The sequence below is a fragment of the Pseudomonas sp. LTGT-11-2Z genome, from assembly GCF_003691445.1.
Classification (GTDB): Bacteria; Pseudomonadota; Gammaproteobacteria; order Pseudomonadales; family Pseudomonadaceae; genus Aquipseudomonas; species Aquipseudomonas monteilii.
Genome location: NZ_CP033104.1, coordinates 2,735,469 through 2,756,427, shown reverse-complemented (window position 1 = coordinate 2,756,427; position 20,959 = coordinate 2,735,469). Strand labels below are relative to the sequence as shown.

The window sequence follows — 20,959 nt, the reverse complement described above, 5'->3', positions numbered from 1 at the left end:
CCCAACACATTCGGGACACCATCATGCCCAATACCCTTCACGCCAGTACCGTGCAGCTCGCGCCAACGGCGCCGGCACAGTCAGCCGTTGGCTCCCAGGCCGAACACCTGACCCTGATGTTTCTGCTGCAGCTCATCGTGATCTTCAGTGTTTCGCGGCTGATCGCCTGGTTCAGTACCCGCCGCTTGGGCCAAACGCCAGTCGCTGGCGAAATCCTTGCCGGGCTGGTGCTAGGCCCAAGCCTGCTCGGCTACTTTTTTCCTGAGCAACTGGCTGCGCTGTTCGTACCGCAAACGGCCACTGCCTTCGTGGTAACAGCACAAATCGGCCTTATCCTGCTGATGTTCCAGGTCGGCCTGGAGTTCGAGTTCGGTGCACACCTCAAGGGCCGCAAGCGTTCGGTCATCATCATCAGCATGGGTGGGCTGCTGGTACCCTTTGCCAGCGGCATGCTCACTGCCGAATACTTCTGGCAGCAAATCAGCGGGGACAGGCCGCCCCTACTGGCGTTCCAGCTGTTCTTCGCCACGGCACTGTCAATTACCGCTCTGCCCATCCTCGGGCGCATCTTCATGGAACTGGGCCTTTCGCGCTCGCGAGTCGCCACCCTTACCATCGGTGCGGCGGCAATAGACGATGTCTGCGGCTGGCTCATCCTTGGTGGCGTTACATCGCTGATCGCCTCGCAGTTCAACCCTTGGGCTTCGTTGGCCCGGGTGCTGGCGCTGGGCTTGTTCATTGTGCTGGTGATCGGCCTGGTGCGACCACTGATCATGCGCTGGATCCTCGGCGACCTGGAGCGCCGACCGCTGACGGCTCAAGGCATATCCCTGATGCTGATCATCCTGCTGGCCAGCGCGACCGTGACCAACCTGATCGGCGTTTTCTCGATCATCGGCGGTTTCATTCTCGGCGTTGCCCTGCACACTGAACGCCGCTTCGTCCAGCAGTGGAATGCCAAGGTCAGTGGCGTGGTCAACGCATTCTTCTTGCCGATATTCTTCGCCTACACCGGCCTGCGCACGGATGTGGGTGCCCTGGAAGGCACGACCGCACTGTGGAATTGCCTGCTGATCTGCCTGGTGGCCTTCGCCAGCAAGTTTTTCGGTGCCTACGGAGCCAGCCGCCTGCTAGGCGAAAACCGCCGTGATGCGGCGCTGATAGGCGTGTGCATGAATACCCGGGCGCTGATGGAGCTGGTCGTGCTGAATGTCGGCTATGACCTGGGCGTACTTCCCAAGGAGTACTTTACCCTGCTGGTGATCATGGCCATCATCAGTACCTTCATCGCCTCGCCCTTGATCCGGCTGCTCACAGCACATGCCCGCCCACCACGTTCGACCTCGGAGGCAACCGAGGTCGGCAGCGGCTGAAATCAGCGTGAGGTTTCGACGCGCAGCACTTCGGTGTAGATCGCGTCGACGGTCTGACCGACCTTGAGGTTTTTCATGCGCGCCTGCAGGTCCGGGTTCTCGACCTTGACCACCTGCAGCTTGCCCTCTGGCGGCAGCAGGCTTACTTCATGCTTGGCGAGGTCAATCTTCTTGATCTGCGAGGTGACCCTGACCTGGCGGAAGGCCTCGCCGCCCGGGTTGGGGTTTTGCGCCGTGGCGCGAATGGTGCCGGACTCCTCACTGGCCTTCGGCGCCCCGCCCACATCCGTGTTGAGCACATAGGCCACGGCACGGGTCACGAAGATGTCGACCTGGTCCCCCACCTTGAGGTTGGGAAGGGCCTTGGCCTTTTCAGTCAGCTGGAACGTCACATCCTTCTTGTTATCTGGGCCCTTCACCGTGACCTGGCGGTTGGCCAGGTCGATGGCGGTGACCTGCGTGGTCACGTGACTTTCCAGCGCCTCGCTGGCAATCGGGATATCTGCAGCGTGCACGGTGAGGCTGGTAGCGGATACCAGCGTGGCCAAAGCAACAGCATGCGCAAGTGAGCGGATCGGGTTCATAGGCCTGCTTCCATGTGATCAAGACCGGATAGGGGCGCGAAATGCTCGCGCGCCAACAAGCATAGACCCTGTCCGCCACCCTGCAGGCGCGACGTATTTCGTCCTGTTTTCGTCATGCCAACCCTTGTAATAGCAAATGCGAACTCTTTACACTTGATTTACATTTACAAATCATTACTATTCGTGACCTTCAAAACAACAAAGAGTCACCTGTAATGGCAAAAAGGTCTGTTGCTCCAGCATCCATTTCCATGCTGGGCCTGCTAGTAGTGCCTGCTGTTCACGCCGCCGTTCAACCCGATGCTCAGGGCTCACTCGCCCTGCCTGCCACTGCCGTCACCAGCGCCTACGAGCAACAAAGCTACAAGGCCAGTGATAGCCGCAGCGCCATGAAGATCGACGCCCCTCTGCGCGACATCCCGCAAACCGTCAACGTCGTACCTGAAAGCGTGATCAAGGACCAAGGCGCGCAATCCATGGAGGACGTGCTGAAAAACGTGCCCGGCATCGGCCTGTCCAACGGCGACGGCCAGCGCGACCAGGTGACCATCCGTGGCTTCAGCGCCATTGGTGACATGTACATCGACGGCGTACGGGATGACGCCCTGTACTTCCGCGACCTGTCCAACATCGAGCGTGTCGAGGTCATCAAGGGCCCTGCTGCCGTGCTGTATGGCCGCGGCTCTTCCGGCGGGCTGATCAACAGCATCAGCAAGAAACCAAGCTTTACGCCCAAGCGCGAGGTCGGCATGAGTTTCGACAGCGAAGGCAAGCGCCGCACGCAGTTCGACACCGGCTGGGCCGACCCGCAAAGCCACCAGGCTTACCGTGTCACCGGCGCCTTCGAAGACAGCGACACCTTCCGCGACGATGGCTACATCGACCGCAAGGCCATTGCACCGTCGGCCTACTTCCGCCTGTCCGACGACCTGGAACTGAACCTGGGTGCCACCTACCTGTACGACAAGCGCCTGATCGACTTCGGCATCCCGGCCCTGGGCAATCGCCCTGTGGATGTGGACCGCGACAAGCGCTTCGGCTCTGGCGATGCCGACCAGGACTACGCCCGCAGCGAAGTGTTCTCGTTGACGGCGAGCCTGGACTACCGCATCAACGACAACTTCACCCTGACCAACACCAGCCGCTACTACCGCTACGACCTGGACCGCAACAACACCCTGGCTGACAGCAGCCCGACACGCTTCGTCACTGCACCCAACGGCGAACTGCTGGTCAAGCTCAACCGCGGTAACGTAGCCCGTGACGAATACGGCGTATTCAACCAGACCGAGCTCAAACAACAGGCGCAACTGGCCGGCATGCAGCACAACCTGCTGTACGGCGTGGAAGTGGGCTTCCAGGACAAGTACCAGCGCGTGTTGAGCCAGAACAACGTGGCCCAGGTGCCGGTGTACCGCGATGCCCTGGTATCGGTACCCGAGCACGCTGCCAACCTCTCCTCCAAAGGCACCAACTTCCAGCAAACCACCGGCCTGTACCTGCAGGACATGATCGAGCTGAACGAGCACTGGAAGGCCCTGGTCGGCGTGCGTTATGACATCTTTGGCCAGGAGTACGACGACGACCGCGTGCAGAACGTCGACCTCGACCGTACCGACAAGACCTGGAGCCCGCGTGCCGGCCTGGTCTACCAGCCAGACGCCATCCAGTCCTACTACGTGTCGGTCAGCCGCAGCTACCAGCCTTCGGGCGAGGTGTTCGCGGTCAGCCCGACCAACCAGCACCTGGAGCCGGAAGAAACCACCAACTACGAAATCGGGGCCAAGTGGGACCTGCTCGACAGCCGCCTGTCGCTGACAGCGGCGGTGTTCCGCCTGGAACGCACCAACATGAAGACCGCCGACCCGGCAAACCCCAACTTGACCGTGCTGGCCGGCGAACAACGCACCGACGGCTTCGAGGCCACCGTCAGCGGGCAGCTTACGGACAAGTGGCAGATCTACGCCGGCTACGCCTACCTGGATGCCGAGATCACCAAGTCCAACAGCAAGACCAACGGCGTGGCCAACGAAGGCCAGACCCCTACCCTGACGCCGCGTAACAGCGCCAACGTCTGGCTGGTACGCACCCTGACCCCGGAGTGGCGCGTGGCCGCAGGTGCCAATTACGTGGACGAACGCTACACCGCGCTCGACAACGTGGTGGTGATGCCGGGCTACACCACCTTCGACGCTGCGCTGCTGTACAGCGTGCCGCAGTGGGATGCGGCGCTGCGCCTGAAGAACGTGTTCGATCGGGATTACTATGCCTCGGCACATGGCTCGGTAGACCTGGTTACCCCAGGGGCACCGCGTACGCTGGAAGCCAGCTTCAACTACCGCTTTTGACCTTCGGAACACACTCAAGCCTTGCATGCCCCTTATGAGCGGGGCCTTCCGTCACGAAAGGGGCGCGCAGCGCCCCGCCTGTTTGCAGCTTCGCCGATGTCTGCACATACGAATGAGCCCGCTACTGCGCCGCAACAGTTCACCGCTTCGCTTGAATGAAATATCCTGCAAGGTATTCAACACATGAAGCCGGAGTAAACATGAGCAGTAGCACGAAGGCCCCCCACACCGCCTTGGCGCTGACTACCCTGCTCGCCCTCAGCCTGGCGCTCTCTGCTGGCTGCTCCAGCAAAAACAGCAAGCCACGTTATGCAGCGTCTACCGTAGGCTCAAACTGCTTTGCCAAAGCAGTCCCCTCAACCGGAGAAGGTGGTTTGGCGTGGGGGAATACCCTGAGCATTGCCCGGCAGAAGTCGCTGAACAACTGCGTGCGCTATGCCACCCGGTCAGGAGGCACGCCTAGAACGTGTCAAGTGGTGATGGCCAAGTGCAAGAACTAGTTGTTTATGCACTACGAATAAAAACGGAAACTTCCTACAAATATAAACAAGCTGCCTTACTGCATTAAACACCACAACTATCAGACTCAAAATCCGACAACATATTCTTACACTTCCCGCCTCGACGTTCCTGCCTTAATCAAGGCAATGTCCTGCACTTTAAGATCAACTGAAGATTCATTCACCACACTTCATTGATCAAGAAAGCTTCATTCTCCAACCCTCTCGAAGCCAAAGTAGTGCGCAGCTTGTGCACGACCTGTAACGGCAAGTGCTGAACAAGGAGTTCACATGACTGATGCTTCCGTCAGCAGCGCCACTTCCGGCCCTGCCTGCAGCGCACGCGTCCCCATTCTGCCCATCCGCTATGCCATCGTGCCGCGCACCGCTGACGCACCCGCCTGCCGTTACGCCGACTCAGGCTTCAACCTGGAACAAGGCTTCGCCCCGCTGCAGCACTGCGCCTATACCCTTCGCGCACTGCGCCCGGGTTATGTCTACGTGTTCATGAAAGGCGTTCTGGGCCAGAAGCTGGTCATCCATGAGTACGTCGGCGCGGGCCTCTACAAGGAACTGCTCTACAAGGGGCTGGATGGCTACCACCGGCGTGACCGCTACCTCTCCAGCCGCCCCATGGGCTGGGTGTGGGCCGACACCTGCCCCGATACCGCCAAGGAGGTGTGGATCGGCTACAGCCCGCACCTGTGGACCAACGCCATGACCGCCCGCATCACCGGCTCGTCCGCCCTGCGTAAACGGCACATGCGCCGGCTGGACATGGCCGAACTGATAGCCGGCAACCGGGCACCTTCGACCCAGCCCCATGTCTTGCCGGTCAGTGCCCTGCAAACCTGGGTCGAAGACTTCAAGCCCACCGAGCGGCGCATGCCGTTGAGCTGGAGCAGCGACCCGATCACCGACACCTTGCCCATCGGCAACCTCGTCGCCGTGGCCCGGCACTATCCCTGGACCCAACCCAAAGTGCCGGTGGTGGTCGCCCTCGCCGACGCCGAAGGCATGGCCCTGGACCTGAGCCTGTCGGTGTCGGCCTACCAGCACCAGCTGCGCGACCTGATGCCCGCCGAGCAGCTGCAACACACCAAACCCGCCCAACCGCCCGAGCACGAACGCGTGCCGGCGTGCTTCCAGCTGGATGCCGAACAGTTGAGCACGCAGAGCCGTGATTTTCACCATCGCAACCTGGTGGCCATGCTGCTGAACAAGACGCTGGAGAGTATGTACCCGGCCGACGCTGCCTCGCCCGAACTCGCCGCGTTCCGGCTGGGCACGGAGCGCCGGGGCCCCGCCCTGTCGCCCGCCGAGTCACATTTCCAGGCCCTCACCCACAAGGACTACTCCCCCCACGGCGCGCGCCTGGCACAGCGCCTCGATCTGGACAAATACCGGCGTTTCCTCGCCGAACGCGACGAGCTGGGACGCCGGATGGCCGCCCTGCGCAACCAGGCCTTGCACGCCAGCAACGACCATGACGCCTGGCTGGCGACGGCCGAGCCCGAGCATATCGACAACCCCTACAGCCTGGCCGCCGCCCTGGCCTGCTACGACCGCGACGAAATCGTGTCCGCCCGTGGCCTGGAAATCTCCCTGGCGCTGCTGATCCACCCGATGGGCCAACCGACGCCGGGCGCCGAAGCGCTGGACCGGCGCTTCAAACGCCTGGAACAGTGGCTGGACCGGGACGACAGCCCGCTGTACACCGCCCTTGCGCCGTTCAACCCGTTCAAGGACAAGGCCGATTCGATCGGCAGCCTGTTCGGCGCCAGCGACAATGTGATCGAAGGGTTGGCCGGTCGCTTCCCGGCCATGGCCGACATCACCGACCTCACCGCCCAGTCGGTCAATACCGTGGTGCTCAAACGCCTGCGCGGGCAAACCCGCTGGGATGCCAGCCATGGCCTGCGCCAGCAAGTGTTGTTGGCGGCGCGTGAAGCGAATGCAGAGAAAGCGCTGGGGTTGTTGGCAGCGCGTTACGGGATCACCGGGCAGGCCATCAAGAACAACCCGTTCAGCCAGGAGGTGGAGAAGTACCTGAAGAGTGGCATGGCGCAGGTTGAGGAGATGAAGCAGTTGCGCATTTCGGGGAGCCGGACGGTCTCGATAGAACTGACCACCACTGCGCGAGTGAAACCCAACTTTCTCGGGATGCTCACCTCGGGCGGAGGCGGTGGTTTGAACGCAGGGATGCTGTGGTACAACATCATATCGCTCCAGACGGCCTACAACAGCCTGCAAAAGAGCAATGCTCCGGAATACACCTTGGGTTTTGCTTCGTCGATTTTCGGGGTGATCGGTGCAGCAGCGGCGACGCTGGTCAGCGTAAGGGCGACGCAGAAGGCCGTGATGCTGCGGTTAAGTTCGACAGCACCGGGGATGGCGTTTGGCAACGGAATTATCAAGTTCTTAAGTAGCAACCTGTTTGCACGCTTGGTTGGTTATCCGGCAATAGCATTTGGTTTCTTCGCGGACGGTGCTAAGGCGCTGCGACAGTACAGCAACGGTGATCTAACTACAGCCGGTTACACTGCGGTTGGTGGATTCACCATGGCCATTGGCTCTGCTGTCACCCTTGAAGCAGGTCTTGCCGTTGCGGGCGCGACAACATTGGTACCCTTTGCCGGATGGGCGGCAGCTGCCCTGGTCCTGGTAGGCGTAGCCATCATTGCAGGGGGCCTCTATCTACATGTCAAGGCACATGAACGCCTTCACAGCCCCATTGAGCTTTGGGCTGCACGCAGCATCTTCGGCAATCGCATCAATGATGGAGAGGTGCGTACTGACATTGCCTTAAACTATGAGAAAAAACTTCCTGCTTACGCCTCACTACAAGCCGAGGTCAAAGCGTGGCACAACGAACATTACGGGGCCAAGCTACTATCCGCCGAGCAGGCTGTATCACTCGGCATAACTAAAGTCGACACCCGATGGCATCAGAACGATCACTGGTCCCCACCAAACTGGACAGCCATTACACATAATGAAGTAGCCACACCTCAACCAACCGTTGAGTTCACCGTACTGCTACCAGGCTTTGTTCTAGGCGTAAGCGAATGGTCAGGAAGCTTGGGCGCCCTCCGTGATGACCAAGGAATGGACGTGTTTCCAATCGTCCCGACCGGCCACATCACAAGTGCTGGTTTGGTTCTACATTTCGAGAACACACTAGCCAACCAAAATCATGTCTCACTGCATCTAACTTACAGTGCCAATCAAGGCCTGAGCGAAGACAATGAGGCCCAATCAATCTTTCGTCTGGAGCGCTGATTATGGCAACCCTCTGGATATTCAATTCAACGTCAGACTCTGGGCACAAGCCTGCAATTGGGGGGCAACTGGCAAGCTTATCCGAGAATACTTTATGCCTGCGAAACCCATGGGTAACAGACTCCGTATTTATGGGAAAACTGTACTGCGCAATAACAGTCATATCACTCATTGGATTTTACCCTCAAATACTCCCAATCATCTTGGACCTATACAATGAGAGCATTGCATTAATGATCATATTTTTAATCTTTCCATTTGCCTTCACTCCTTTCCTAGCTTATCGGATTTTCTTTATAAAAGGCTTATCAACCATTTGCCTCAACCGCTCAACTCAAAAAATCTACTATCAACGCTTGAGCAAGGTATTCGTCTTTGAGTGGAGCAATACCGGCGGTGGCCTTTTCAAACGCACCGAAAGCGGCGGCTCATCCTTCAGCACCAGCTACGCCCTCGCCTTCGCCCCGCGCCGTGCGGACGGCAGCCTCCACCAAAAAGACTGCCTCTGGGTCGACAGTAACGAACCCACCGAGCCCGACGTCAAACACGTCGCCGAAGTCTGGGAATACCTGCGCCACTTCATGGCCCATGGCCCCGACAAACTCCCCCCACCCGGCGAACCCAACTGGTGGCACAAGCCCCTGCATGCCATCTGCCTGACCCCGGCTGAAGCCTGGCGCCACTACGCCCCTTGGCGAACCGGCGAACCTGGTGAAATGCAGGGCAAGAAGAATTGGCAACTGCCCTTCTGGGCCGTGCTGTTCCCCTACAACCTCACCGTCGCCATCTGTTGGTACTTCATCTGCAAGCTCTTCAATGTTCGCGCAGCACCACCACCGCCTGAAGCGTTTGAGGAACTGCCGGCACGTGCAAGCAAAAGGAGGCGTGCATGACTAACGCCTCCGTCAGCAGCGCCACCTCCGGCCCCGCCTGCAGCACACGCGTCCCCATTCTGCCCATTCGTTATCTTACCGCCCAGTCGGTCAATACCGTGGTGCTCAAACGCCTGCGCGGGCAAACCCGCTGGGATGCCAGCCATGGCCTGCGCCAGCAAGTGTTGTTGGCGGCGCGTGAAGCGAATGCAGAGAAAGCGCTGGGGTTGTTGGCAGCGCGTTACGGGATCACCGGGCAGGCCATCAAGAACAACCCGTTCAGCCAGGAGGTGGAGAAGTACCTGAAGAGTGGCATGGCGCAGGTTGAGGAGATGAAGCAGTTGCGCATTTCGGGGAGCCGGACGGTCTCGATAGAACTGACCACCACTGCGCGAGTGAAACCCAACTTTCTCGGGATGCTCACCTCGGGCGGAGGCGGTGGTTTGAACGCAGGGATGCTGTGGTACAACATCATATCGCTCCAGACGGCCTACAACAGCCTGCAAAAGAGCAATGCTCCGGAATACACCTTGGGTTTTGCTTCGTCGATTTTCGGGGTGATCGGTGCAGCAGCGGCGACGCTGGTCAGCGTAAGGGCCACGCAGAAGGCCGTGATGCTGAGATTAAGTTCGACAGCGCCGGGGATGGCGTTTGGCAACGGAATTATAAAACACTTAGGCAGCAATTTATTCGCGCGCGCTTCTGGCTACCCGGCGATTATACTGGGATTAACTTCAGACCTGTTAAAAGGGTATCGGCAGTCACAAAACGGCAACGCCATATCAGGTGCTTACACTGCTGCCGCTGGTTTCACCTCTGCCGCAGGGGCCACTCTGATGCTTGAGGCTAGCCTCGCCATCGCTGGCCCAACGTTTTTAATTCCCTTTACGGGTTGGACCGCAGCGAGCCTAGTGCTTGTCGGTGCCATCGTGCTTGCTGGGGGGCTTTACCTACACGCTAAAGCGCATGAGCGCCTTCATAGCCCGATAGAACTATGGGCAAGCAGAAGTATTTTTGGCACAAAAGAAAACGATGGAGAGATCCGCGCCGGGATAATATTAAATTACCAAGGCTTTCTCCCAGGCTTCGCCAACATCAACGAAGAGCTTGAGTCTTGGCATGCTCAAGTTTACGCCCCCGTTGCACTGACAGCTGAGCAAGCAGCATTGCTGAATCTTGAAGGATTGACTACAAGATTGAGCTCAGAAAGTCACTGGCCAACACCGGATTGGGCAACAATCATTCACAGCCATGTGGATGAAGCCATGGCCACTATAGAATTCACCCTACTGCTAAAAAACTTTATTATAGGGCAAAGCCAATGGCATGGCACCTTGACAGCCAAGGACCTCGACAACACTTCAAAAACCTTGCGAGCAGAACCGACTTGCCATTTGAATTCAACAGGGCTTATTTTGCATTACAAAATAGATAGTGCCAGAGCAAAAAGCGCCACACTAACAATAGAATACCAACCAAATCAAGGATTATCCAAAAACACTGACTCATCCTCAAGCCTGCACATTGAAAGGTAGTACCATGACAACAACATGGCTATTCAGCCCAAACAAAAAAACGGATATTAAACCAAAAATTCACGGACAGATTTCCAGCTTGACCGACACAGTAATACAGTTAAGAAACCCGTGGGTTTCTGACTCAGTTTTCATGGCCAAGATGTATACTGGCACGATCTTAGCCATAGCCATGACATCCTATGCAGGATCTTTGATCTACACGATCAATTATGAACAGAAAGGCGCCCTCGCTTTCATTGCAATACAAATATTTGGACCGCTCATTTTTACGCCATTTCTCGCCTATCGAATTTTCTTTATAAAGAAACTCTCCAGCATCTATCTGAATAGAACAACCCAAAAAATCTATTACAAAAGAATAAATAAACTTATGGTCTTTGATTGGAGCAATACAGGAGGCGGCGTATTCAAACGCACCGAATTTGGTGGCTCATCCTTCAGCACCAGCTACGCCCTCGCCTTCGCCCCCCGCCGTGCGGACGGCAGCCTCCACCAAAAAGACTGCCTCTGGGTCGACAGTAACGAACCCACCGAGCCCGACGTCAAACACGTCGCCGAAGTCTGGGAATACCTGCGCCACTTCATGGCCCATGGCCCCGACAAACTCCCCCCACCCGGCGAACCCAACTGGTGGCACAAGCCCCTGCATGCCATCTGCCTGACCCCGGCTGAAGCCTGGCGCCACTACGCCCCTTGGCGAACCGGAGAACCTGGTGAAATGCAGGGCAAGAAGAATTGGCAACTGCCCTTCTGGGCCGTGCTGTTCCCCTACAACCTCACCGTCGCCATCTGTTGGTACTTCATCTGCAAGCTCTTCAATGTTCGCGCAGCACCACCACCGCCTGAAGCGTTTGAGGAACTGCCGGCACGTGCAAGCAAAAGGAGGCGTGCATGACTAACGCCTCCGTCAGCAGCGCCACCTCCGGCCCCGCCTGCAGCACACGCGTCCCCATTCTGCCCATTCGTTATCTTACCGCCCAGTCGGTCAATACCGTGGTGCTCAAACGCCTGCGCGGGCAAACCCGCTGGGGTGCCAGGCATGGCCTGCGCCAGCAGGTGTTGTTGGCGGCGCGTGAAGCGAATGCAGAGAAAGCGCTGGGGTTGTTGGCAGCGCGTGAAGCGAATGCAGAGAAAGCGCTGGGGTTGTTGGCAGCGCGTTACGGGATCACCGGGCAGGCCATCAAGAACAACCCGTTCAGCCAGGAGGTGGAGAAGTACCTGAAGAGTGGCATGGCGCAGGTTGAGGAGATGAAGCAGTTGCGCATTTCGGGGAGCCGGACGGTCTCGATAGAACTGACCACCACTGCGCGAGTGAAACCCAACTTTCTCGGGATGCTCACCTCGGGCGGAGGCGGTGGTTTGAACGCAGGGATGCTGTGGTACAACATCATATCGCTCCAGACGGCCTACAACAGCCTGCAAAAGAGCAATGCTCCGGAATACACCTTGGGTTTTGCTTCGTCGATTTTCGGGGTGATCGGTGCAGCAGCGGCGACGCTGGTCAGCGTAAGGGCGACGCAGAAGGCCGTGATGCTGCGGTTAAGTTCGACAGCACCAGGGATCGCGTTTGGCAACGGAATTATCAAGTTCTTAAGCAGTAATCTGTTTGCGCGTTTAGCTGGATATCCTGCGATAGCGTTCGGCCTGCTCTCAGATTTGTCAAAGGGATCACGCCAGTTCGATAACGGTAACTCTACAGCTGGCAGATACACAATTGCTGGTGGGTTTACCATGGCCATTGGCTCTGCTGTCACCCTTGAAGCAGGTCTTGCCGTTGCGGGCGCGACAACATTGGTACCCTTTGCCGGATGGGCCGCAGCCGCCCTGGTCCTGGTAGGCGTAGCCATCATTGCAGGAGGCCTGTACCTGCACGCCAAGGCACACGAGCACCTTCACAGCCCCATTGAGCTTTGGGCCGCACGCAGCATTTTCGGTAATCGCATCAATGACGGAGAGGTGCGTCCTGATATTACCTTGGACTATGAGAAAAAACTGCCTGCTTACGCCTCACTAAAAGCTGAGGTCAAAGCCTGGCACAACGAGCATTACGGCCCCAAACTACTGTCCGCTGAGCAGGCCCTATCACTCGGTATAACTAAGGTCGACACGAAATGGCATCGAAATGATCACTGGTCTCCGCCCAACTGGACCGCTATCACACACAACGAAGTAGCCACACCTCAAACAACCGTTGAATTCACCGTGCTGCTGCCTGGCTTTAGGCTAGGCGTAAGCGAATGGTCAGGAAGCTTGAGTACCCTCCGTGACGACCAAGGAATGGACGTATTCCCTATCGCCCCGACCAGCCACATCGTAAGTGCGGGCTTGGTCCTGCATTTCGAGAACACACTGGCCAACCAAAATCATGTCTCACTGCATCTAACTTACAGCGCCAATCAAGGATTGGATCAAGACAATGAGGTTTTTTCAATTTTTCGCCTGGAGCACTGATCATGGCAACCTTCTGGATATTCAACTCATTGTCGGACTCTGGGCACAACCCTGCAATTAGGGGACAATTGGCAAATATATCCGATAACACCTTATGCCTGAGAAACCCATGGGTAACAGACTCCGTGCTTATGGGGAAATTATATTGCGCAATGACGATCACCCTACTAATGGGCACTTACCCTTACCTCTACCCCAGCTTCTTGGACATCTACAACGAAGACATCATATTATTGATCTTGTTTCTAATAACGCCCTTTGTATTCACTCCATTCCTTGCTTATCGAATTTTCTTTATAAAAGGCTTATCAACCATTTGCCTCAACCGCTCAACTCAAAAAATCTACTATCAACGCTTGAGCAAGGTATTCGTCTTTGAGTGGAGCAATACCGGCGGTGGCCTTTTCAAACGCACCGAAAGCGGCGGCTCATCCTTCAGCACCAGCTACGCCCTCGCCTTCGCCCCGCGCCGTGCGGACGGCAGCCTCCACCAAAAAGACTGCCTCTGGGTCGACAGTAACGAACCCACCGAGCCCGACGTCAAACACGTCGCCGAAGTCTGGGAATACCTGCGCCACTTCATGGCCCATGGCCCCGACAAACTCCCCCCACCCGGCGAACCCAACTGGTGGCACAAGCCACTGCATGCCATCTGCCTGACCCCGGCTGAAGCCTGGCGCCACTACGCCCCTTGGCGAACCGGAGAACCTGGTGAAATGCAGGGCAAGAAGAATTGGCAACTGCCCTTCTGGGCCGTGCTGTTCCCCTACAACCTCACCGTCGCCATCTGCTGGTACGGCATCTGCCGCCTCTTCAACGTTAGAGCCGCGCCACCGCCCCCAGCTGCCTTCGAAGAAGCCCCTGCTAGACTCAACAAAAGGAAGCGCAAATGAGACCCATCGTATTGGTAGGCCATCGCCACAGCTGCCCGATCCATGGCGAAGGCACGGTGCAGACCGGTGCAAGCGCAACCTTCGTGGATGGCAGAGCCGTGGCGCGTGTGGGCGACCGCATCAGTTGTGGCGCCGTCATCGAAACCGGCGCAGCTTGCACGATCATCGAGGGCCAACCCGCGGCAAGGGAGGGGGACACCACCAGCCATGGAGGCACGCTAGTCGAGGGTGACCCGGGTTGGCTCATTGACTGACTACGACTATCAGCACGTTAGCCACTCTCTTTTGCACCTCGCAACCGTTCGATAACCGAACAGTAGCCCGTCTCGTGAATTGACGCTGCCATCTTCACTGCGCACCATGCACCGGCCTTGCGTGCCCCCTGCCTGGGAACCGGCCACGTATCCGTCGTACCGCAGCTGAATACAATTTCAAGAAACGAGCAGTTTATGAACCACTCCAAGATCACCCCCGCCGCACCCCGGATGCACCCGGGTTCGATCGGCGACAAGCTTCGCGGCGCGTTCGGCGTCGGCAAAACCCGTTGGGGCATGCTTGCCCTGGTGTTCTTCGCCACCACCCTGAACTACATCGACCGTGCCGCGCTCGGCATCATGCAACCCGTGCTGGCCAAGGAAATGAGCTGGACGGCGATGGACTACGCCAACATCAACTTCTGGTTCCAGGTCGGCTACGCGATCGGCTTTCTGCTGCAGGGCCGGCTGATCGACAAGGTGGGGGTAAAACGGGCCTTCTTCTTCGCCGTGCTGCTGTGGAGCCTGGCCACCGGTGCTCATGGCCTGGCGACTTCGGCCGCCGGCTTCATGGTCTGCCGCTTCATCCTGGGCCTGACCGAGGCCGCCAACTACCCGGCCTGCGTCAAGACTGTACGGCTGTGGTTCCCAGCGGGTGAACGGGCGATTGCCACCGGGCTGTTCAACGCCGGCACCAACGTCGGCGCCATGGTTACCCCGGCCCTGCTGCCGCTGATTCTGGCCGTGTGGGGCTGGCAGGCCGCATTCATCGCCATGGGTAGCCTGGGCCTGGTGTGGGTGGTGCTGTGGCTGCTGAAGTACTACAACCCTGAAGACCACCCCAGCGTGCGCCAGAGCGAGGTGCAGTACATCCAGCAGGATGACGAGCCCGAGCCGACCCGCGTGCCGTTCAGCCGCATCCTGCGCCTGCGCGGGACCTGGGCTTTTGCGGTGGCCTATGCGATTACCGCGCCGGTGTTCTGGTTCTACCTGTATTGGCTGCCGCCGTTTCTTAACCAGCAGTACAGCCTGGGCATCAACGTGACCCAGATGGGTATCCCGCTGATCATCATCTGGCTGACGGCGGACTTTGGCAGCATCGGCGGCGGCATTCTGTCGTCGTGGCTGATCGGACGCGGCGTGCGCGCCACCACGGCGCGGCTGGTATCCATGTTGATCTTTGCCTGCACCATGCTCAGCGTCATCTTTGCCGCCAACGCCAGTGGCCTGTGGGTCGCGGTGGCGGCCATCTCGCTGGCGGTGGGCGCGCACCAGGCGTGGACGGCGAATATCTGGAGCCTGGTGATGGACTACACGCCAAAGCACCTGGTGAGCACGGTGTTCGGCTTTGGCAGCATGTGTGCGGCAATTGGCGGAATGTTCATGACGCAGATTGTCGGTAGCGTGCTGACCGCTACCCACAACAACTATGCCGTGCTGTTCACCATGATTCCGGCCATGTACTTCCTGGCGCTGGTGTGGATGTACTTCATGGCACCGCGCAAGGTCGAAAGCGCCTGAGTGCGCTAGCCACTTTCCTCTACGGGGCCCTTGCGGGCCCTTTTTTTGGTCTTGTGATCAGGCCATTACAGCGCGCCGTCGGTATGAGCGCGCTGCTTGTTCGAAGTCAGACTGCGGCCAACACAGCCTTGGCCTTCTCCAGTGCCATACGTGCCCGCTGCTCGCCGCTGATGCCTTGTTCCAGCAACTGCCGCGTGGGAATTTCCAGGCTTAGCGGTACGTTCGACGGCAAGGCGCGCAGCAAGCCTGCAAGGTCGGCATCACCCTCACCCGGGAAGCGTCGCTCGTTACGTGCCTGGCGCAGGATCTCATCCATGTCGGCCGGTACCGGACCGGCAACGTCGCACAGCTGGGCATAACGCATGCGCTGCGGTGCCAACTGCGCCAGGTCATCCAGTGAAGACCGGGAGCGGTTGAAGTGGAAGGCGTCCACCAGCACGCAGCCATTGCCAAGGTCGGCGTTGGCCACCACCCGCATGGCCTGGCGCAGGTCACGTACGTCGGTCCAGGGCATGAATTCCAGGTGTGGGTGAATACCATAGCCCGCCGCCAGCTCGCACAGGGCAGCAAAACGCTCGGTCAGGCGTGCTTCATCGGGGTCGTTGCCAGCCACCAGCAGTTCAGTGCCACCCAGTTCGGCGCCCACCGCAAGGATCGGCTCGAAATCAGCCACACAGGTCTCCGGCTTCAGGCGCAGGATTTCCAGGTCGAGCACCTTGATGCCGGTGTCGCGCAGGCGCGCCTGGGTCTGCCGGCGCAGCTCGGCATCAGCCACCAGCGGGAAGTGCTGTTCCTGCTCGGTGGCGGGTACCAGGCGCAGGCCAACGTGGCTGTAACCGGCACGGGCTGCCGCCTCTACCATCTCTGGCGGGGACAGTTCGAGTACCGTCAGGGCGGCAAGGGAGAAAATACGGTCAGTCATTTATCGTCACCAAAAGAGTAGAGGTTGCGTCAGGCGATGTGCTCGGGCGCGCAAGCCCGGCCCGTTTCCGCCGCCTGGCGGATCGCTTCGATCAGCGCCAGCGTGCGGCCACCGTCGGCGGCATCGATCAGCGGCGCCTGTTCGCCCCGGGCAACCCGCACGAAGTGCTGCAACTGCAGGGTCAAGGCCTCGCCGGCGGGAATGCTCTCCTCGCTTTGAAGCAGCGGCGTGTGCCAGCCCGAGCCCGCTTCGGCGTAGTGCCAACGCTTGAGCTGGGGAATGCTCAGCGCCCCTTGAGTGCCGGCCAGCAGGTAGCACGGCTGGCCATCCTGGCGCGGGTACACCGGGCTTTCGCCAGCGTCCAGCTCCCAGCTCCACGGCGCCGCCACCGCGTCGGAGCCGGTCAGGCTACCCAGCGCGCCGTTGGCGAACTGCAGCAGCACCGCCGCGCTGTCTTCATTGGCAAAACCACGTACATCGTTACGGGTGAATGCCTGCACCTGTACCACCTCGCCGCACAGATGGCGCAGCAGGTCGAGGTCGTGGATCAGGTTGGTCAGCAGGAAGCCGGCGCCCGGTTCGCGGCGCCATGGCGTTTCGAAATAGCTGTCGGGTTTTTGCAGTTGCCACAGCGCGGTGACATTGATCAGCCGGCCCAGCTTGCCGTCGGCAATCACCTGGTGCGCCTTGGCGATCAGCGGGTTGTGCCGCCGGTGATGGCCGACCAATACGGGCACGCCACAACGGCGCGATGCTTCTACCAAGGCGCGAACCTCATCCAGGTGCACGCCCACCGGTTTTTCGACCAGCACCGGCACGCCGGCTTCGACGCAATCCAAGGCGGTCGCCACATGCAGGTTGTTCGGGTTGGCAACGATTACTGCCTCGGGGCGTGCGCGCTCCAGCATCTGCCGGTGGTCGGCAAAACAGGGCACGCCGCATTCAGCGGCAAAAGCCTCGGCCTGCGGGCCGGGGTCGGCCACCGCGCACAGCTGGGCGTGCGGCACATTGCGCAGGTGCTGGTAGTGCTGGCGGCCCATGATGCCGGCGCCGATCAAGGCAATACGAAGGGGTTCGTTCAACAGCCTGTCCTCTTGTCATTGTTGTTGTATGAATTATGGAACCCTATTCCAAAACTCATACAGCACAATTTAGAACCAAGTTCAGCCTTTCAGAAGAACCCGCAGGACGAGCTGTTCGGTAATCGACCGGAAATGCGCGTCAGGCAAACAATTCGCTTGCCCGGCTGGCCGCCGACAGCTCTTGTGCAGCAGCCAGCAGTAGTGGCGCCAGCTCTGCCAGGCGGCTTTGCGCCATCCGTGCACTGGGCCCGGCAATGCTCAATACGCCGATCACCTCGTCAGTGTGCGGGCGGCGCACCACAGCAGCCAGGGCCGAGGTGCCGATGGCCGAGGTTTCCTCGACCCAGGCATAACCACGCTCGCGGGCACGGTGCAGATAGGCGAGCAGCTCGTCGGTAGAGCGCGGTGCGTTGGGGCCGAACTGCGCAGGGTCGGCAATACCTTGGCGCAACACCATCTGCAGCGCCTGCTCATCGTCCAGGCTGGCCAGCCAGGCATGCCCGGACGCTGTATAGAACAGCGGCGCATCGCGGCCCATGTCGGGGTCGTAGCGCAGTCCGGAACGAGCGCCCTGAGACTTGGCGATCCAGGTCTGGCGGGCACCGTCGATCACGCCAAGACGCACCAGCTCACCACTGTCCTGGGCCAGGCGGTCAAGAATCGGCTGAATGATGTCGGCACCGTTGCTCGACAGGTAGCGAAACCCCAAGGCCACCAGTTTGGCCGACAGTTGGTAACGGCTGTTGTCGCGGTTCTGCCGCACGTAGCCCAGCCGCACCAGCTCGGTGAGCATGCGGTGGGTGGCGCTTTTGGGAATGTCCAGGCGCTCGGCCAGGGTTTGCAACGGCAGCCCCGAGGGTTCGCCGGTAAGGGTTTCTACAAGACTGAAGGCGCGTTCGATCTGACTACCAGCCATGACTACAGGTCCCTGATTTTTTTGCCGATTCTAGAAGATGATTCCACATGAGCGGTAGCGGCCGCAGCGAAGTCGCGCTGAAGTGTCCGGTTATCGCCCAGTTGTTGCCTGCGCGGGCTGCCATACCCTTGCGGGCAAAGACGCCGCTGATAAAAATATGGAACATTGTTCTAATATCAACACAGGAACACCGCGATGCCCTCAGCTGCTCTGGATACCGAATACGATGTACTGGTCATAGGCTCCGGCGCCGCCGGGCTGGCTGCGGCCGTGACGGCGGCCTGGCATGGGCAGAGGGTGATCGTGGTAGAGAAGGAGCCCGTGTTTGGCGGTGCCACCGCCTGGTCCGGCGGCTGGGCCTGGGTGCCACGTAACCCGCTGGCACAGCGGGCTGGCATCGTGGAGGACGTCGAGCAGCCGCGAACTTACCTGCGCCATGAACTGGGAACCCACTACAACGCCGAGCGCGTCGAAGCCTTCCTTGAGGCTTGCCCGCACATGGTGGCGTTCTTCGAGAAACATACGGCGTTGCAGTTTGCCGATGGCAACGGCATCCCGGACATGCATGGCGACACGCCGGGCGCAGCCCAGGGCGGGCACCAGGTGATCGCGGCGCCGTATGATGCCCGCGAGGTGGGTGCCTTGCTGCCACGCCTGCGCAAGACCCTGCGCGAAACCTCGTTCATGGGCATGCCGATCATGGCCGGTGCCGACCTGGCGGCCTTCCTCAACATGACCCGTTCGCCCAAGGCATTGCTGCACGTATGCAAGCGTTTTGGCCGTCACCTGTATCACCTGGCGCGGTATGGTCGGGCGATGCACCTGGTCAACGGCGTGGCACTGGTGGCGCGGCTGGCCAAATCGGCACAGGACCTGGGTGTGCATCTGCAGGAATCGGCGCCGGCCAAAAGCCTGCTGGTCGAAGATGGCCGGGTGTGCGGGGCTCGGGTGGCCACGCCGCAGGGCGAGCGACAGATACGCGCCAAGGCCGTGGTGCTTGCAGCAGGTGGCTTCCCCAACGACAGCGCCCGGCGCCAGCAGCTGTTCCCGCGCGATGCCAGCGGCCACGACAACCTGGCCCTGCAGCCACAGGGGTGTTCCGGTGACGGGCTGCGCCTTGGCGAGGCGGCCGGCGGCGTGGTGGCCACCAACCTGAAATCGCCGGTGGCCTGGGCGCCGGTTTCGCGCGTGCCGCATCGCGATGGCAGCATCGGCCACTTCCCACACATTATCGAGCGCGGCAAGCCAGGCATCATCGGCGTGCTGGCCAACGGCAAGCGCTTTGTCAATGAAGCGCATGGCTATTACGACTATGTATCAGCCATGGTCGCGGCAGTCCCGCAGGGTGAGGAAGTGTGCTCGTGGTTGGTGTGCGATCATCGCTTCTTGCGCCGCTTTGGCCTGGGCTATGCCCGCCCGGCACCGCTGCCGGTGTGGCCGCATGTACGCAGCGGTTATCTCAAGCGGGGTGTCACGCTTGAAGCGCTGGCGGACGCCTGTGGCATTGAACCGGCCGGGTTGCGTGCCACGGTCAGCGACTTCAACAAACATGCACGAGATGGCCAGGACCCGGCATTTGGCCGTGGCTCCACGCCGTTCAACCGCAAACAGGGTGACCCGCAGCACAAGGGCCCCAACCCGTGCGTGGCGCCCATCGAACACGGGCCGTTCTATGCAGTGAAGGTGCAACCCGGCTGCTTTGGTACCTTTGCCGGGTTGCGCACCGACGGCAGTGCCCGGGTGCTGAATGAAGCCGGGCAACCCATCGCAGGCCTGTATGCGGCGGGTACCGACATGGCCAGTGTGTTTGGTGGCTGGTACCCGTCGGGCGGCATCAACCTGGGGCCAGCGCTGACCTTTGGCTATGTGGCCGGGCGGCACATTGCCGGGGTGCAGGCGTATGAGTGAGGTGGGCCAACCGGTTCCGGCAAGGAAGTGTTCGCCAAAGCCCTGCATGCCCACTGCTGCCCTCAGGCCCCGTTCGTTGCGATCAACTGCGCGGCCCTGCCCGAAAGCCTGATCGAAGCCGAGCTGTTCGGCTATACCGAAGGCAGCTTCACTGGCGCCCGCAAAGGGGGTGCCATGGGCCTGCTGGAGTCAGCCGGGGACGGTATCCTGCTGCTCGACGAAATTGGCGACATGCCGCTGGCCCTGCAAAGCCGGTTGCTGCGGGCACTGCAGGAACGGCAGGTCACCCGCATTGGCAGCACCACGGCAGCGCCCTTCAAGGCACACATTGTCGCAGCCACCCACAAAGACCTTGGCGCGCTGGTAGCCAACGGGGGTTTTCGCGAAGACCTGTTCTACCGCCTGGACGGCCTGCGTGTCAGCCTGCCCGGTTTGGAACAGCGCCTGGATAAACAACAACTGATCGAAGCCTTTTTCCAGCGTCCGGGCTTTGCGCCGCTGCAGGCCGAGGCCAG

The 20,959-nt window shown here is 59.9% G+C and carries 14 protein-coding genes and 3 pseudogenes; 13 read left to right on the top strand and 4 right to left on the bottom strand.

The genetic code is table 11. The features are described 5' to 3' along the window. The first annotated feature begins 23 nt into the window (after positions 1 to 23). Positions 24 to 1,373, top strand: coding sequence for a cation:proton antiporter (locus D8767_RS12900; RefSeq protein WP_016713817.1), 1,350 nt, complete (start codon positions 24 to 26; stop codon positions 1,371 to 1,373). A 2-nt stretch (positions 1,374 to 1,375) separates the two neighbouring features. Here the strand turns inward: D8767_RS12900 and D8767_RS12895 are convergent, their stop codons facing one another. Further along, a complete protein-coding gene (locus tag D8767_RS12895; RefSeq protein WP_016713816.1) occupies positions 1,376 to 1,957 on the bottom strand; it encodes a hypothetical protein in 582 nt (193 codons plus the stop codon). A gap of 215 nt (positions 1,958 to 2,172) precedes the next feature. Between D8767_RS12895 and D8767_RS12890 the strand changes: the two genes are divergently transcribed. The 10 genes and pseudogenes from D8767_RS12890 (at position 2,173) to D8767_RS12845 (ending at position 15,616) form a co-directional block, all read left to right on the top strand. Then, positions 2,173 to 4,305, top strand: a complete 2,133-nt coding sequence (locus D8767_RS12890; protein WP_029380286.1) for a TonB-dependent siderophore receptor — start codon at positions 2,173 to 2,175, stop codon at positions 4,303 to 4,305. Between the two features lie 200 nt (positions 4,306 to 4,505). Beyond that, complete coding sequence (locus D8767_RS29210; protein ID WP_016713814.1) at positions 4,506 to 4,805, top strand: hypothetical protein; 300 nt, start codon at positions 4,506 to 4,508, stop codon at positions 4,803 to 4,805. 291 nt (positions 4,806 to 5,096) lie between these two features. Then, positions 5,097 to 8,087 carry a T6SS effector BTH_I2691 family protein gene (locus D8767_RS12880; RefSeq protein ID WP_121757676.1) on the top strand — a complete coding sequence of 997 codons (2,991 nt, stop codon included), beginning with the start codon at positions 5,097 to 5,099 and terminating at the stop codon, positions 8,085 to 8,087. A gap of 2 nt (positions 8,088 to 8,089) precedes the next feature. Continuing rightward, positions 8,090 to 8,980 carry a DUF6708 domain-containing protein gene (locus D8767_RS12875; RefSeq protein ID WP_122048303.1) on the top strand — a complete coding sequence of 297 codons (891 nt, stop codon included), beginning with the start codon at positions 8,090 to 8,092 and terminating at the stop codon, positions 8,978 to 8,980. Positions 8,981 to 9,054: 74 nt separating this feature from the next. Next, positions 9,055 to 10,494 (top strand): annotated as a pseudogene (locus D8767_RS12870) (hypothetical protein); the annotation flags it as partial. Between the two features lie 4 nt (positions 10,495 to 10,498). Continuing rightward, a complete protein-coding gene (locus D8767_RS12865; protein WP_122048302.1) occupies positions 10,499 to 11,392 on the top strand; it encodes a DUF6708 domain-containing protein in 894 nt (297 codons plus the stop codon). A 74-nt stretch (positions 11,393 to 11,466) separates the two neighbouring features. After that, positions 11,467 to 12,948, top strand: a pseudogene (locus D8767_RS12860) (hypothetical protein); the annotation flags it as partial. A gap of 2 nt (positions 12,949 to 12,950) precedes the next feature. After that, the gene (locus D8767_RS12855; RefSeq protein ID WP_122048301.1) at positions 12,951 to 13,841 is read left to right on the top strand and encodes a DUF6708 domain-containing protein; all 891 of its coding nucleotides are present in this window, start codon (positions 12,951 to 12,953) and stop codon (positions 13,839 to 13,841) included. Beyond that, positions 13,838 to 14,095, top strand: a complete 258-nt coding sequence (locus tag D8767_RS12850; RefSeq protein WP_016711089.1) for a PAAR domain-containing protein — start codon at positions 13,838 to 13,840, stop codon at positions 14,093 to 14,095. The genes D8767_RS12855 and D8767_RS12850 overlap by 4 nt, the downstream gene beginning before the upstream one ends. Positions 14,096 to 14,326: 231 nt before the next feature. Beyond that, entirely contained in the window at positions 14,327 to 15,616 is a 1,290-nt protein-coding gene (locus D8767_RS12845) for an MFS transporter (protein ID WP_371059045.1), read from the top strand. Between the two features lie 106 nt (positions 15,617 to 15,722). Here D8767_RS12845 and D8767_RS12840 read toward each other — a convergent pair whose 3' ends face one another. From D8767_RS12840 to D8767_RS12830, 3 genes are all read right to left on the bottom strand, one after another. Further along, positions 15,723 to 16,538, bottom strand: coding sequence for a sugar phosphate isomerase/epimerase (locus D8767_RS12840; RefSeq protein WP_016711091.1), 816 nt, complete (start codon positions 16,536 to 16,538; stop codon positions 15,723 to 15,725). Positions 16,539 to 16,567: 29 nt separating this feature from the next. Beyond that, entirely contained in the window at positions 16,568 to 17,620 is a 1,053-nt protein-coding gene (locus tag D8767_RS12835; RefSeq protein WP_016711092.1) for a Gfo/Idh/MocA family protein, read from the bottom strand. A 139-nt stretch (positions 17,621 to 17,759) separates the two neighbouring features. Further along, a complete protein-coding gene (locus D8767_RS12830) occupies positions 17,760 to 18,536 on the bottom strand; it encodes an IclR family transcriptional regulator (protein WP_016711093.1) in 777 nt (258 codons plus the stop codon). A gap of 195 nt (positions 18,537 to 18,731) precedes the next feature. On the opposite strand from D8767_RS12830, the gene D8767_RS12825 reads away from it, so the two are divergent. Next, the gene (locus D8767_RS12825; protein ID WP_016711094.1) at positions 18,732 to 20,444 is read left to right on the top strand and encodes an FAD-dependent oxidoreductase; all 1,713 of its coding nucleotides are present in this window, start codon (positions 18,732 to 18,734) and stop codon (positions 20,442 to 20,444) included. Between the two features lie 15 nt (positions 20,445 to 20,459). Beyond that, positions 20,460 to 20,867: pseudogene (locus D8767_RS29205) on the top strand (sigma 54-interacting transcriptional regulator); the annotation flags it as partial. Between the last annotated feature and the right edge of the window lie 92 nt (positions 20,868 to 20,959).